The following is a 14,562-nucleotide window of genomic DNA, read 5'->3' as shown; positions in this document are numbered from 1 at the left end:
GATCCCAGTACCCCGGCCACGGCCGGTCGTCCCGAACTGCCCGACTCGGCTCCCCCATGCCAGGTCATCGGACGACCAGCCGTGGCCGGTTTGTTTGCCTTCTGGGAAGGTTGCGCCACGATAACGATCGCTCCGCCCGGTATCAGGCAGTTCATGGACGCGTAACACACGAGGTGCCTTCGTCACTGCGGCGAAACATCGAGGGGCGTCGACGGAAACCGCGCTGCGTCAATCTCATGGCGCATAACCGGCCCACCCCTCATGACCGCTCAGGCTTCGCCCGCACGGGGCCGTACCAACGACGAGGAGACGCCGATGGCACCAGCCATCACGCTAGCCGCAGAAGCTCCCAAGCTCTCGGCCGCCAACACCGGGTTCATGCTCATCTGCTCCGCCCTGGTGCTGATCATGACCCCCGGCCTCGCCTTCTTCTACGGAGGCATGGTCCGTGTCAAGAGCACCCTGAACATGCTGATGATGAGCTTCATCAGCATGGGGATCGTCACGATCCTGTGGGTGCTGTACGGCTTCTCCCTCGCCTTCGGCACGGACAAGGGTTCGTTCATCGGCTGGACCTCGGACTGGGTCGGCCTCAGCAACATCGGCCTGACGGAGCTGTGGCCGGGCTACACCATCCCGATCTTCGTCTTCATGGTCTTCCAGCTGATGTTCGCCATCATCACGCCCGCGCTGATAAGCGGTGCGCTGGCGGACCGGGTGAAGTTCACGGCGTGGTCGCTGTTCATCGCGCTGTGGGCCACGGTCGTCTACTTCCCGGTCGCCCACTGGGTCTGGGGCACCGGCGGCTGGGCCTTCGACCTGGGCGTGATCGACTTCGCCGGTGGTACGGCGGTCCACATCAACGCGGGTGCCGCGGCGCTCGGCGTGATCCTCGTCATCGGCAAGCGCGTCGGCTTCAAGAAGGACCCGATGCGTCCGCACAGCCTCCCGCTGGTGATGCTCGGCTCCGGTCTGCTGTGGTTCGGCTGGTTCGGATTCAACGCCGGCTCGTGGCTCGGCAACGACGACGGCGTCGGCGCGCTGATGTTCGTCAACACGCAGATCGCCACCGCGGCCGCCATGCTGGCCTGGCTCATCTACGAGAAGATCCGCCACGGCGCGTTCACCACGCTGGGCGCCGCCTCCGGCGCGGTCGCCGGTCTGGTCGCCATCACGCCGTCCGGTGGTGCGGTCTCCCCGCTCGGCGCGATCGCGGTCGGCGCCATCGCCGGTGTCGTGTGCGCCATGGCGGTCGGCCTCAAGTACAAGTTGGGCTACGACGACTCCCTCGACGTGGTCGGCGTGCACCTCGTCGGCGGTGTCATCGGCTCCCTGCTGATCGGCTTCTTCGCCAGCGGCAAGGGCCAGTCCACGGTCGAAGGCCTCTTCTACGGCGGCGGTCTCACCCAGTTCTGGAAGCAGTGCGCCGGCGTCTTCGCCGTCCTCGGCTACTCCCTGGTCGTCTCGGCGATCCTCGCCTTCATCATCGACAAGACGATGGGCATGCGGGTCACCGAGGACGAGGAGATCGCGGGCATCGACCAGGCCGAGCACGCTGAGACCGCATACGACTTCAGTGGAGCGGGCGGCGGCATCGTCGGCGGCTCGGTTTCCGCCCTCGCGGGTACGCAGAGCAAGAAGGTGGACGCATGAAGCTCATCACCGCCGTCGTGAAGCCCCACCGGCTCGACGAGATCAAGGAGGCCCTGCAGGCCTTCGGGGTGCACGGTCTGACGGTCACGGAGGCCAGCGGTTACGGTCGCCAGCGGGGACACACCGAGGTCTACCGTGGTGCCGAGTACACCGTCGACCTCGTCCCCAAGATCCGCATCGAGGTGCTGGCCGAGGACGACGACACCGAGCAGCTGATCGACGTCATCGTGAAGGCGGCCCGCACCGGCAAGATCGGTGACGGCAAGGTGTGGTCCCTCCCGGTCGAGACGGCCGTCCGGGTCCGGACCGGCGAGCGCGGCCCGGACGCGCTCTAAACAGAAGATCAGAACAGGAGCCACTGGGTGACGAGTACGGAGATGCGCACGGAAGCAGAGGACTCGGGACCCAGCGGCTACGCGGCGGCCCGGCTGCGCCTCCTCCAGGAGGGGGCGCAGTCCGGGCCGCCGCGCCGTGCTGCCCTCGCCGAACTCACGGACGAGTGGCTGACCGGCCTGTTCGGCGCGGGAGCCGAGGGACTGCGCGGTGTCTCACTCGTCGCCGTCGGCGGCTACGGCCGCGGTGAACTCTCCCCACGCAGCGATCTCGACCTGCTGCTCCTGCACGACGGCGGTGACTCGGGCGCGGTCGCCGCCCTCGCCGACCGCGTCTGGTACCCCATCTGGGACCTCGGCCTGGCCCTCGACCACTCGGTCCGTACGCCGGGTGAGGCACGCAAGACCGCGGGCGACGACCTCAAGGTGCAGCTCGGCCTGCTGGACGCCCGCCACATCGCGGGCGACCTCGGCCTCACCGCCGGACTGCGGACGGCCGTCCTCGCCGACTGGCGCAACCAGGCGCCGAAACGTCTCCCCGAACTCCAGGAGCTGTGCGCGGAGCGCGCCGAGCGCCAGGGCGAGCTGCAGTACCTGCTGGAACCCGACCTGAAGGAGGCCCGCGGCGGCCTGCGCGACGCCACCGCCCTGCGCGCCGTCGCCGCCTCCTGGCTCGCGGACGCGCCCCGTGAGGGCCTCGCGGACGCCCGCCGCAGGCTCCTCGACGTCCGCGACGCCCTCCACCTGACCACCGGCCGCGCCACCGACCGCCTCGCGCTCCAGGAGCAGGACCAGGTAGCCGCCGAACTCGGACTCCTGGACGCCGACACCCTCCTGCGCCAGGTGTACGAGGCCGCGCGCGTCGTCTCGTACGCCAGTGACGTCACCTGGCGCGAGGTGGGGCGCGTGCTCAAGTCGCGCGCCGTGCGGCCGCGGCTGCGTGCCATGCTCGGCGGCGCCAAGCCCGCCGCGGAGCGCTCACCGCTCGCCGAGGGCGTGGTCGAGATGGACGGCGAGGTGGTGCTCGCCCGCGCCGCACGGCCCGAGCGCGACCCCGTGCTCCCGCTGCGTGCCGCGGCCGCCGCCGCACAGGCCGGGCTCCCGCTCTCCCTGCACGCCGTACGCCGCATGGCAGCCGTCGCGCGCCCACTGCCCACACCCTGGCCCGCCGAGGCCCGGGAACAGCTCGTCACGCTCCTCGGCTCGGGCCGTCCGACCATCGAGGTCTGGGAGGCACTGGAGGCCGAGGGTTTGATCACCCGGCTCCTGCCCGACTGGGAACGCGTGCGCTGCCGCCCGCAGCGCAACGCCGTGCACATCTGGACCGTCGACCGCCACCTGATCGAGACGGCCGTCCGCGCCTCCGAACTCACCCGGCGGGTGGGCCGCCCCGACCTCCTCCTCGTCTCCGCCCTGCTGCACGACATCGGCAAGGGCTGGCCCGGCGACCACTCCGTCGCGGGCGAGATCATCGCCCGGGACGTGGCCGCCCGCATCGGCTTCGACCGTGCGGACGTGGCGGTGCTCTCCACCCTCGTACGCCACCACCTGCTGCTCATCGACACCGCGACCCGGCGCGACCTGGAGGACCCGGCGACCGTCCGCTCGGTCGCCGAGGCCGTCGGATCGCAGGGCACCCTCGAACTGCTGCACGCCCTCACCGAGGCGGACGCGCTGGCCACCGGGCCCGCGGCCTGGTCCTCCTGGCGCGGATCCCTCGTCGCCGACCTGGTCAAGCGGGTCGCCGCCGTGCTCGCCGGAGACGTCCCCGAGGAGCCGGAGGCCGCCGCGCCCACGGCCGAGCAGGAGCGGCTCGCCATCGAGGCGCTGCGCACCGGCGGGCCCGTACTGGCACTGCGCGCACAGACCGAACCGCCCACCGAGGAGGAACCCACCGGCGATCCGGAGCCCCTGGGCGTCGAACTGCTCATCGCCGTACCCGACCAGCCCGGAGTGCTCCCCGCGGTCGCCGGTGTCCTCGCGATGCACCGCCTGACCGTGCGCACGGCCGAGCTGCGCGCGCTGGACCTGCCCGACGGCGTCGAGGGCTCGGTGCTGCTGCTCAACTGGCGGGTCGCCGCCGAGTACGGCTCCCTGCCGCAGGCCGCCCGGCTGCGCGCCGACCTCGTGCGCGCCCTGGACGGGTCCCTGGACATCGCGGCCCGGCTCGCGGAGCGCGACGCCGCCTATCCGCGCCGCCGGGGCACGATCGCGCCGCCGCCCAGGGTGACGGTCGCCTCGGCCGCATCCCGCCACGCGACGGTCATCGAGGTCCGCGCCCACGACGCTCCTGGCCTGCTGCACCGCATCGGCCGGGCCCTGGAGGACGCGAGCGTACGGGTGCGCAGCATGCACGTGTCCACCCTCGGTGCCAACGCCGTGGACGCCTTCTACGTCACCGGCCCCAAGGGCGCGCCCCTGCCGGCGGAGGAGGCGGTCTCGGTGGCGCGTGGGCTGGAGGAGATGCTGCGGGGGTGACCTCGCGGTCCTGTCCGTGTTCACAGAACGCGGTCCCTGTCCGGTATTCACACCGGGCAGGGGCCACCAACCCTTTTCGGGCAGATACCCTGGAGGGCAACCCAACCGCCCCCGACTCCGAGGACCGACGCCACCGTGTTCGATACCCTCTCAGACCGCCTGAGCGCGACTTTCAAAAACCTCCGCGGGAAAGGCCGGCTCTCCGAGGCGGACATCGACGCCACGGCCCGCGAGATCCGTATCGCGCTCCTTGAAGCCGATGTGGCCCTGCCGGTCGTCCGGACGTTCATCAAGAACGTGAAGGAGAGGGCACTGGGGAGCGAGGTCTCCAAGGCCCTCAACCCTGCCCAGCAGGTCCTGAAGATCGTGAACGACGAGCTCGTCACGATCCTCGGCGGCGAGACCCGCCGCCTGCGGTTCGCCAAGAACCCGCCCACCGTGATCATGCTCGCGGGTCTGCAGGGTGCCGGTAAGACCACGCTCGCCGGAAAGCTCGGCAAGTGGCTCAAGGACCAGGGCCACTCCCCGCTCCTGGTCGCCGCCGACCTCCAGCGCCCGAACGCCGTGGGCCAGCTCAGCGTCGTCGCCGAGCGCGCCGGTGTGGCCGTCTACGCCCCCGAGCCGGGCAACGGCGTCGGCGACCCGGTCAAGGTCGCCAGGGACTCCATGGAGTTCGCGAAGACCAAGGTCCACGACATCGTGATCGTGGACACCGCCGGCCGCCTCGGCATCGACCAGGAGATGATGCAGCAGGCCGCGGACATCCGCGACGTCGTCTCCCCGGACGAGATCCTCTTCGTCGTCGACGCGATGATCGGTCAGGACGCCGTCAACACGGCCGAGGCCTTCCGTGACGGCGTCGGCTTCGACGGCGTCGTCCTGTCGAAGCTCGACGGTGACGCCCGTGGTGGTGCCGCGCTCTCCATCGCCTCGGTCACCGGCAAGCCGATCATGTTCGCGTCGAACGGCGAGAAGCTCGACGACTTCGACGCCTTCCACCCGGACCGGATGGCCTCCCGCATCCTCGACATGGGTGACCTGCTCACCCTGATCGAGCAGGCGGAGAAGACGTTCAGCCAAGAAGAGGCCGAGAAGATGGCCTCCAAGCTGGCGTCCAAGAAGGGCCAGGACTTCACCCTGGACGACTTCCTGTCCCAGATGGAGCAGGTCAGGAAGATGGGCAGCATCAGCAAGCTGCTCGGCATGCTCCCGGGCATGGGCCAGATCAAGGACCAGATCAACAACCTCGACGAGCGCGACGTCGACCGCACGGCCGCCATCATCAAGTCGATGACCCCGGGCGAGCGCCAGGAACCGACGATCATCAACGGCTCGCGCCGCGCCCGTATCGCCAAGGGCTCGGGTGTCGAGGTCAGCGCGGTCAAGAACCTGGTGGAGCGCTTCTTCGAGGCCCGCAAGATGATGTCCCGCATGGCCCAGGGCGGCGGCATGCCGGGAATGCCCGGGATCCCGGGCATGGGCGGCGGCCCCGGCCGCGCCAAGAAGAAGCAGAAGGTCGCCAAGGGCAAGCAGCGCTCCGGCAACCCGATGAAGCGCAAGCAGCAGGAGGACGAGGCCGCGGCGCGCCGCGAGGCCGGTGCCCAGTCGGGCGGCGCCTTCGGTCTGCCCGCCGGGCAGCAGGCTCAGGACTTCGAGCTGCCGGACGAGTTCAAGAAGTTCATGGGCTGACGGTTCGTTTCCGTACGGGGTCGTTCTCGTACGTCACTGGGGGCGCCCCTCGCCGGAGGGGTGCCCCCAGTGGTTTTTCTGCGCATGCTGGCAGGCATTTCGTGTCGTAACGTCCTAATATGAGTAACCCTGTGCCGCCGCGCAAGGACCCTGACCAGCCGTGGCGTACCGAGGGAACGCCACCGGAGTCGACCGGTCCACCCTCCGGGAAGAGGAAGATGCCCGGCGGCTGGATAGGCCTGATCGCCGCTGCCGTGGTCCTGTTCGTGATCGCCGTCCTGGTGCTGTCCTTCTACAACGAGGGCAACGAGCCGACGATCTCGTACACGGAGTTCAGCAAGCAGGTGGACAGCGACAACATCGGCAAGATCTACTCCAAGGGCGACGCCATCCAGGGCGAGCTCAAGAGCGTCCAGGTCAATCCGGACGGCGGCGGGAAGTACACCAAGTTCAAGACCCAGCGCCCGTCCTTCGCGGACGACAAGCTCTGGCAGAACCTGGAGAAACGCCACGTCACGGTGACCGCCTCACCCGTGGTCCAGCAGCGCAGCTTCCTTTCCAACCTGCTGCTCTCCCTGGTTCCGATCGTGTTCCTGGTGCTGCTGTGGATCTTCTTCGCCCGACGGCTGCGGTCCGGCTTCGGCGGCCCGGGCGGCATGCTCCACCGCAAGGCACCCCCGAAACCGGTCGAACTGCAGCCCGGCGCCCAGCGCACGACCTTCGCCGACGTGGCCGGAATCGACGAGGTCGAGGGCGAACTGAACGACGTCGTCGACTTCCTCAAGAATCCGGACGCGTACCGCAGGATGGGCGCGAAGATGCCGAGAGGTGTGCTCCTCGCGGGTGCGCCCGGCACGGGAAAGACCCTGCTCGCGCGGGCCGTGGCGGGAGAGGCGGGCGTTCCGTTCTTCTCGGCCTCGGCATCGGAGTTCATCGAGATGATCGTGGGCGTGGGCGCGTCCCGGGTCCGTGAGCTCTTCGCCGAGGCCAGGAAAGTGGCCCCTTCGATCATCTTCATCGACGAGATCGACACCATCGGACGGGCCCGGGCCGGCGGCTCGGCGATGGGCGGCCACGACGAGCGCGAGCAGACCCTGAACCAGATCCTCACCGAGATGGACGGCTTCTCGGGCTTCGAGGGCGTCATCGTCATCGCGGCGACGAACCGTGCGGACATCCTGGACCCGGCACTGACCCGCCCCGGCCGCTTCGACCGGATCGTCAACGTCGCGCCCCCCGACCGCCGTGGCCGTGAGGCGATCCTGCGGATCCACACCCGCGAGATCCCGCTGTCCCCGGAAGTGGACCTGGCCCAGGTGGCCCGCACGACGCCGGGCATGACCGGCGCGGATCTGGCCAACCTCGCCAACGAGGCGGCGCTGCTCGCCGTCAAGCGCAAGCAGGACGAGGTGGCGCCGACGGACCTCTCCGAGGCGCTGGAGAAGGTGCAGCTCGGCGCGGAGCGTTCCCTCGTGATGCCCTACGAGGAGCGCCGCCGGACCGCGTACCACGAGAGCGGCCACGCCCTTCTCGGCATGCTGCAGCCGGGCGCCGACCCGGTTCGCAAGATCACCATCGTCCCGCGCGGGCGCGCGCTGGGCGTCACGCTCTCGACACCGGACACCGACCGGTACTCGTACACCGAGGAGTACCTGCGCGGTCGGATCATCGGTGCCCTGGGGGGCATGGCCGCCGAACACGTCGTCTACGGGGTCATCACGACCGGCTCCGAGAACGACCTCGAACAGGTCACCAACCTCGCTCGCGGCATGGTCGCCCGCTGGGGCATGAGCGACCGGGTCGGCCGTCTCTCCGCCCTCCCCAACGACGCCCAGCAGGCCTACGGCCTCGCCGCCGCGCCGGCCACCCTCGACTCCATCGACCACGAGATGCGGCGCATCGTCGACGAGTGCTACGAGGAGGCCTGCCAGAAGCTCCGCGACCACCGCGACCAGCTGAACGCCCTCGCGGAGGCGCTGCTGGCGAACGAGACGCTGGAGGAGGCACAGGCCTACCGGATCGCGGGTGTGACGCGCCTGAAGAAGGAGGAGGTGTGAGGCGGTTGCCCGCACGCCCTTTCAGGGGCGGCGGGGGCGCGACCCGGCGGCCTCAGCCCGTGCGTGCGATCAGGTACCGGAAGACGTTCGGCATCCACACCGTGCCGTCCCCGCGCTGATACGGATGCAGCGCCTCCGTCAGCTCCTTGCCGACCTGCACCACATCCGTCGCACCGACCGCCGCGTCGAACAGCCCGGTCGACAACAACCCCCGCACCGCACTCTCCACATCCGCGTACCCGAAGGGACACGCCACCCGCCCGGATCCGTCCGGCCGGAGCCCGGCCCGCTGGGCGACGTCCTCCAGGTCGTCCCGGCGAGGAGCCTGCCCGCTCCCCTCGCCCGGCAGCACCGCGGACGTGGCACACCGCTCCGGCGGCCCCCATCCGACCAGCACCACGGCCGCCCCCCGCTCAGCGAGCGGAGTCGCCGCCGACAGCAGCTCCCCGAGCTCCTCGGCGTCCCCCGGCGCGCACCCGATCGGCTCGAACGCGGTCACCAGCGTGTACGCGGCCGCCGCCGGGTCGGCGAGGTCCGAGGGGGACCCCTCCACGATCCGGGCGTCGGCACGCGCGCGTGTGCCCCACCCGTCCGGCAGCAACCGTTCCCGCGCGAGTGCCACCCGTTCGGGCGACGAGGAGTCGACGCCGGTCACCGCCGCTCCCCGGGAGGCCGCCATCAGAAGGGCCAGCCCGGTACCGCAGCGCAGGCCGAGGAGCCGTGTCCCGCAGCCCACTTCGAGCCGCTCGTAGACGGCTTCGTAGAGCGGCACCAGCATCCGCTCCTGGATCTCGGCCCAGTCACGCGCGCGTGCACACGGATCCACCCGGGGCGGCGCGGCCGCGTGAGGTAGGTGTTGCCGCACGAGCGTAGGTGTCATCGAAAGCGCCCCAATCCGCCGAGAGTTGCCGCTGCGCCCCGTTTCCCTTGCCCCCGTGCAGTGCGCTCGCTCTTCCCCCGTATGTCAGGTAACTCCGCACTCGTCGCGCCGTCCAGGGGTTGTGGCGCGCTGCTTGCGCGCCGTCCGCGCGCGGCACAAGAATTCACATACCGGCAACGTGTGCCCGTACCATCGCGCCATGGCAAAGGCACCCGTTCTCACGCCCCAGGCGGACGACTTCCCGCGCTGGTACCAGGATCTGATCGCCAAGGCCGAACTGGCCGACAACGGACCGGTGCGCGGCTCCATGGTCATCCGACCGTACGGGTACGGACTGTGGGAGCGGATGCAGGCGGAGATGGACGCCCGCATCAAGGAGACGGGTACCCAGAACGCGTACTTCCCGTTGCTGATCCCGCAGTCGTACCTCACCAAGGAGGCCGACCACGTCGAGGGCTTCGCACCGGAGCTCGCGGTGGTCACGCACGGCGGCGGCAAGGAGCTCGAGGAGCCCGCGGTCGTCCGACCCACCTCCGAGATGATCATCAACGACTACTTCTCGAAGTGGGTGCAGAGCTACCGCGACCTGCCGCTGCTGATCAACCAGTGGGCGAACGTGGTCCGTTGGGAGCTGCGGCCCCGCCTCTTCCTGCGGACGTCCGAGTTCCTCTGGCAGGAGGGCCACACCGCGCACGCCAGGTACGAGGACGCCCGCGACTTCGCCGCCCACATCCACCGCCAGGTGTACGAGGACTTCATGGTGAACGTCCTCGGCATGGATGTCGTCCCCGGCCGCAAGACCGCCAAGGAGCGCTTCGCCGGCGCCATCAACACCCTCACGCTCGAAGGCATGATGGGCGACGGCAAGGCCCTCCAGATGGCCACCAGCCACGAACTGGGCCAGAACTTCGCCAAGGCCTTCAACACCCGGTACCTGTCGAAGGAAGGCAAGCAGGAGCTGGTCTGGCAGACCTCCTGGGGCTCGACGACCCGCATGATCGGCGCCCTGGTGATGATGCACGGCGACGACAACGGACTGCGCGTCCCGCCGCGGCTCGCCCAGATCCAGGCCGTCGTCCTCGCGATCAAGGGTGACGAAGCGGTTCTGGCCAAGGTCCGCGAAATCGGCGACCGGTTGAAGGCGGCGGGTGTGCGCGTCCATGTGGACGACCGCACCGACGTCCCGTTCGGGCGGCGCGCCGTCGACTGGGAGCTCAAGGGCGTCCCCGTCCGCGTCGAGGTCGGCCCCCGTGACCTGGAGAACGGCACGGCGATGCTGGCCCGCCGTATCCCCGGCGGCAAGGAGCCGGTCGCCATCGACGCTCTGGTGGAACTGCTCCCCACCGTCCTCGAAGAGGACCAGGCGCTGCTTCTGAAGCAGTCGCGTGAGCGCCGGGAGTCCCGCACTTGCGAGGTGTCGACCATCCAGGAGGCCGTCGAGGCGGCCGTCGCCGGCGGCTGGGCGCGCATTCCGTGGGCCGAGCTCGGAGAACAGGGCGAGGCCGAGCTCGCCGAGCACTCGGTGACCGTACGGTGTCTGGTCGCCGAGGACGGGTCGGTGCCCGACGCCGACGACGCACCGGGTAACGTCGCGGTCGTCGCACGCGCTTACTGAGTAGGCCCCCAGGGAGGCCGAAACGCCTCTTGCGCATCTGATGACCACAGGTGCCCCGGTGTGCGGACATCGTCTACGCGTCGGGGCGTACGTGTTACTACGTACCGGCTTGGCGTGAGCTGTGAGGCTTCTCCGCAGATCAGCGCACCCGCCCTCGTCCGGACGCATCAGCGGCAACTGACGGGTACGTGCAAATTATTTGGGATGGCCCGGAATAGGAACACAGAGGCCCCCCGGCTCGTTGTCATTACGTGAGCACGACACCACCTGTTCTCGCCGCAGAGCTGGCAGGGGCGTGGGCCGACATTCAGCGGCACCACTCCGAACTGCCCGATCTTGCCGCGCCAGAGTCCCTGATCGGAGAGTCGTCGTCCGCCTGCGGACACGAACTCTCCTTCGAACGACTGCTGCATGAGGCAGTCCATGGCATCGCAGCCGCCCGCGGAGTCCGCGACACTTCGCGCGCCGGCCGGTACCACAACCGCAGATTCCTCGCCATCGCCGAGGAGCTTGGCCTCGACCACCCGGAGGAGCCGCACCCCAGTAGTGGCTTCTCCCTGGTCACACTCAACCCCGAGGCGAAGCGGCGCTACCGCCCGACGATCGAGCGGCTGCAACGCGCCCTCAAGGCGCACACCGCCGCGACCGCCGCCGACACGGCCCGCTCGTTCCGGGGCCCGGCCGCCCGGCACGGCTCCTCCGGAGGAGGCGTCCGGGTCAAGGCGGTCTGCGACTGCGGCCGCAACGTACGGGTCGTCCCGTCCGTGCTGGCGCAGGCGCCGATCATGTGCGGAGGGTGCGGGCAGCCGTTCCGCATCCCCGAGGTCGTGGGCGCTGCGGCGAGCTGAGAAGACGGCTGCTCGTGGCAGCCGTACTCAGCCGGCCTCAGCCCCGCGCGGTGGCACCCGGCCCGAGCCGGGGCGCGCTGCCGACCTCGGCGGCGACCCCCGATGCCGGGCATCCGGCGCCGGGGGTCGCCGCGCGCTGCCCCGTGAAGGCGGCCCGTCAGGGTGTGGCACAATGGCTAGCTGTACTCGACAGCCGCACAGGACCCCTCTCTCCTCCGGCTGACGCGTCCATCGGGCACTCGGGTACCGCAACCCCACGCGGCCATCTCGCCGTGCCCAACCACGTCAAGACCAGGAGACACCACTTCCGTGGCAGTCAAGATCAAGCTGAAGCGTCTGGGCAAGATCCGTTCGCCTCACTACCGCATCGTCGTCGCCGACTCCCGTACCCGCCGTGATGGTCGGGCCATCGAGGAGATCGGTCTGTACCACCCGGTGCAGAATCCCTCGCGCATCGAGGTCGACTCGGACCGCGCGCAGTACTGGCTGGGTGTCGGCGCGCAGCCGACCGAGCCCGTTCTCGCCATCCTGAAGCTGACCGGCGACTGGCAGAAGTTCAAGGGCGAGCCCGCCCCTGCTCCGCTGCTCGTGGCCGAGCCGAAGGCGACGCGCCCGTCGTTCGACGCCCTGGGCGGCGACGACGAGGGCAAGGGTGAGGCCATCACCCAGAAGAAGAAGGCTGAGAAGAAGGACGAGGCCCCGGCCGCGTCTTCTTCGTCTGAGTCGACCGAGGCCTGAGCATGCTCGAGGAGGCTCTCGAGCACCTCGTGAAGGGCATTGTCGACAACCCCGACGATGTGCAGGTCGCCTCGCGCGACCTGCGCCGTGGGCGCGTTCTCGAGGTCCGGGTGCACCCCGACGACCTCGGCAAGGTGATCGGCCGCAACGGCCGTACCGCCCGCGCGCTGCGGACCGTCGTGGGTGCCATCGGCGGCCGAGGTGTCCGCGTCGACCTCGTCGACGTGGACCACGTCCGCTGACGTAACAGGCAGCACCGGCTCGGGCCGGGGAGGGCTTTCGAGCCGTCCCCGGCCCGTAGTCGTCTACGAACCAATGCCGTAGGCACATCGACAGGAGATCAAGCACAGTGCAGCTGGTAGTCGCTCGCGTCGGCCGCGCCCACGGCATCAAGGGCGAGGTCACCGTGGAGGTCCGTACGGACGAGCCGGAACTCAGGCTCGGGCCCGGCGCCGTCCTGCTCACCGATCCGGCCTCCACCGGACCGCTGACCATCGAGACCGGCCGTGTGCACAGCGGCCGTCTGCTGCTGCGCTTCGCGGGCGTACGCGACCGGAACGCCGCCGAGGCGCTGCGCAACACCCTTCTGATCGCCGAGGTCGACCCGGACGAGCAGCCGGAGGACCCGGACGAGTACTACGACCACCAGCTGATGGACCTGGACGTGGTCACCAAGGACGGGGTGGAGGTCGGGCGGATCACGGAGATCTCCCATCTGCCCTCACAGGACCTGTTCGTGGTCGAGCGGCCCGACGGGACCGAGGTCATGATCCCGTTCGTCGAGGAGATCGTCACCGAGATCGACCTGGAGGAGCAGCGGGCCGTCATCGACCCGCCGCCGGGCCTGATCGACGACCAGGCGGAAATCGTCTCCTCCAGGGACACGGAAAACGCCTCCTCCAAGGGCGACGAGGACTCCTCGGGGGCCGACGCCTGATGCGGCTCGACGTCGTCACGATCTTCCCCGAGTACCTGGAACCGCTCAACGTCTCGCTCGTCGGCAAGGCACGCGCGCGCGGGCAGCTGAACGTGCAGGTCCATGACCTTCGGGAGTGGACGTACGACCGCCACAACACGGTCGACGACACCCCGTACGGCGGCGGCCCCGGCATGGTGATGAAGACCGAGCCCTGGGGCGACGCCCTGGACTCCGTCCTGGCCGACGGCTACGAGACCGGCTCCCACGGGCCCGTCCTGGTCGTGCCCACGCCCAGCGGACGCCCCTTCACCCAGGAACTCGCCGTCGAGCTCTCCGAGCGCCCCTGGCTGGTCTTCACGCCCGCCCGCTACGAAGGCATCGACCGAAGGGTCATCGACGAATACGCGACCCGGATGCCCGTCTACGAGGTGTCCATCGGCGACTACGTGCTCGCCGGCGGTGAGGCGGCCGTACTCGTCGTCACGGAGGCCGTGGCGCGGCTGCTGCCGGGTGTTCTCGGCAACGCCGAGTCCCACCGGGACGACTCGTTCGCCCCCGGGGCCATGGCCAACCTCCTGGAGGGGCCCGTCTACACCAAGCCCCCGGCGTGGCGCGGTCGTGAGATCCCCGACGTGCTGGTCAGCGGCCACCACGGGAAGATCGCCCGCTGGCGTCGCGACGAGGCGCTGCGGCGTACGGCGGCCAACCGGCCCGACCTCATCGAGCGTTGCGACTCTTCCGTCTTCGACAAGAAGGACCGCGAAATGCTCTCGATCCTGGGCTGGCAGCCGGATCCCGGCGGTCGATTTTGGCGCAGGCCGGAGGCCGTGGAAGAATAGGCCGCTGTTGTCTGCGTAGACCGGGCGCCCCTGCCACAGGGGGACACGACGACCGTCCCGACGCGACAGCACCCTCTTGGAAAACTAGCTCCCGTTGATGACCTGTGGCATCAGCGAAGAAAGCAGACGAAATGTCTCACCTGCTCGACACCGTCGACAGCGCGTCGCTGCGCAGCGACATCCCGGCCTTCCGCCCGGGTGACACCGTCAACGTCCACGTCCGCGTCATCGAGGGCAACCGCTCCCGTGTGCAGCAGTTCAAGGGCGTAGTCATCCGCCGTCAGGGCGCCGGTGTCCGCGAGACCTTCACGGTCCGCAAGGTCTCCTTCTCGGTCGGCGTCGAGCGTACCTTCCCGGTGCACACCCCGATCGTCGAGAAGATCGAGCTCGTCACCCGTGGTGACGTGCGTCGCGCGAAGCTGTACTACCTGCGTGACCTGCGCGGCAAGGCCGCGAAGATCAAGGAGAAGCGCGACAACTGAGCTCGCGAAGGGGTTCACATGGACGCCGGATA

Annotated in this window: 13 protein-coding genes; 12 read left to right on the top strand and 1 reads right to left on the bottom strand. The window is 69.7% G+C overall.

Features of this window, described 5'->3' with window-relative positions:
* Window positions 1-315 precede the first annotated feature (315 nt).
* From OG568_RS17145 to ftsH, 5 genes are all read left to right on the top strand, one after another.
* Complete coding sequence (locus OG568_RS17145) at window positions 316-1,653, top strand: ammonium transporter (protein WP_266430911.1); 1,338 nt, start codon at window positions 316-318, stop codon at window positions 1,651-1,653.
* Entirely contained in the window at window positions 1,650-1,988 is a 339-nt protein-coding gene (locus tag OG568_RS17140) for a P-II family nitrogen regulator (protein ID WP_123997477.1), read from the top strand. Before OG568_RS17145 ends, OG568_RS17140 begins: the two co-directional genes overlap by 4 nt.
* Window positions 1,989-2,015: 27 nt before the next feature.
* Window positions 2,016-4,463 (top strand): [protein-PII] uridylyltransferase, encoded by a 2,448-nt coding sequence (locus OG568_RS17135; RefSeq protein WP_329532219.1) that lies wholly within the window; start codon window positions 2,016-2,018, stop codon window positions 4,461-4,463.
* A 135-nt stretch (window positions 4,464-4,598) separates the two neighbouring features.
* Entirely contained in the window at window positions 4,599-6,152 is a 1,554-nt protein-coding gene (gene ffh / locus OG568_RS17130) for a signal recognition particle protein (protein ID WP_329532218.1), read from the top strand.
* 119 nt (window positions 6,153-6,271) lie between these two features.
* Complete coding sequence (ftsH, locus tag OG568_RS17125) at window positions 6,272-8,209, top strand: ATP-dependent zinc metalloprotease FtsH (RefSeq protein WP_329532217.1); 1,938 nt, start codon at window positions 6,272-6,274, stop codon at window positions 8,207-8,209.
* Between the two features lie 52 nt (window positions 8,210-8,261).
* On the opposite strand, the gene OG568_RS17120 is transcribed toward ftsH, so the two are convergent.
* Entirely contained in the window at window positions 8,262-9,089 is an 828-nt protein-coding gene (locus OG568_RS17120) for a class I SAM-dependent methyltransferase (protein WP_329532216.1), read from the bottom strand.
* A 199-nt stretch (window positions 9,090-9,288) separates the two neighbouring features.
* Here OG568_RS17120 and proS point away from each other — a divergent pair, with 199 nt between their 5' ends.
* From proS to rplS, 7 genes are all read left to right on the top strand, one after another.
* The gene (gene proS, locus OG568_RS17115; protein WP_329532215.1) at window positions 9,289-10,704 is read left to right on the top strand and encodes a proline--tRNA ligase; all 1,416 of its coding nucleotides are present in this window, start codon (window positions 9,289-9,291) and stop codon (window positions 10,702-10,704) included.
* Window positions 10,705-10,955: 251 nt separating this feature from the next.
* Window positions 10,956-11,552 carry a hypothetical protein gene (locus tag OG568_RS17110; RefSeq protein WP_329532214.1) on the top strand — a complete coding sequence of 199 codons (597 nt, stop codon included), beginning with the start codon at window positions 10,956-10,958 and terminating at the stop codon, window positions 11,550-11,552.
* Window positions 11,553-11,861: 309 nt separating this feature from the next.
* Window positions 11,862-12,290 carry a 30S ribosomal protein S16 gene (gene rpsP, locus OG568_RS17105; RefSeq protein WP_060901212.1) on the top strand — a complete coding sequence of 143 codons (429 nt, stop codon included), beginning with the start codon at window positions 11,862-11,864 and terminating at the stop codon, window positions 12,288-12,290.
* Between the two features lie 2 nt (window positions 12,291-12,292).
* Window positions 12,293-12,532: an RNA-binding protein gene (locus tag OG568_RS17100; protein WP_005479813.1), complete on the top strand. Its 240-nt coding sequence runs from the start codon at window positions 12,293-12,295 to the stop codon at window positions 12,530-12,532.
* Window positions 12,533-12,639: 107 nt separating this feature from the next.
* Window positions 12,640-13,227 carry a ribosome maturation factor RimM gene (gene rimM / locus OG568_RS17095; protein WP_266586163.1) on the top strand — a complete coding sequence of 196 codons (588 nt, stop codon included), beginning with the start codon at window positions 12,640-12,642 and terminating at the stop codon, window positions 13,225-13,227.
* Window positions 13,227-14,048 carry a tRNA (guanosine(37)-N1)-methyltransferase TrmD gene (gene trmD, locus OG568_RS17090; RefSeq protein ID WP_266430892.1) on the top strand — a complete coding sequence of 274 codons (822 nt, stop codon included), beginning with the start codon at window positions 13,227-13,229 and terminating at the stop codon, window positions 14,046-14,048. The genes rimM and trmD overlap by 1 nt, the downstream gene beginning before the upstream one ends.
* Before the next feature lie 131 nt (window positions 14,049-14,179).
* Complete coding sequence (gene rplS / locus OG568_RS17085; protein WP_266430890.1) at window positions 14,180-14,530, top strand: 50S ribosomal protein L19; 351 nt, start codon at window positions 14,180-14,182, stop codon at window positions 14,528-14,530.
* Window positions 14,531-14,562: the final 32 nt, after the last annotated feature.

It is taken from the genome of Streptomyces sp. NBC_01450, assembly GCF_036227505.1.
Classification (GTDB): domain Bacteria; phylum Actinomycetota; class Actinomycetes; order Streptomycetales; family Streptomycetaceae; genus Streptomyces.
Note: the sequence above shows the minus strand (reverse complement) of the source record. Positions and strands in the feature narration are given on the sequence as shown.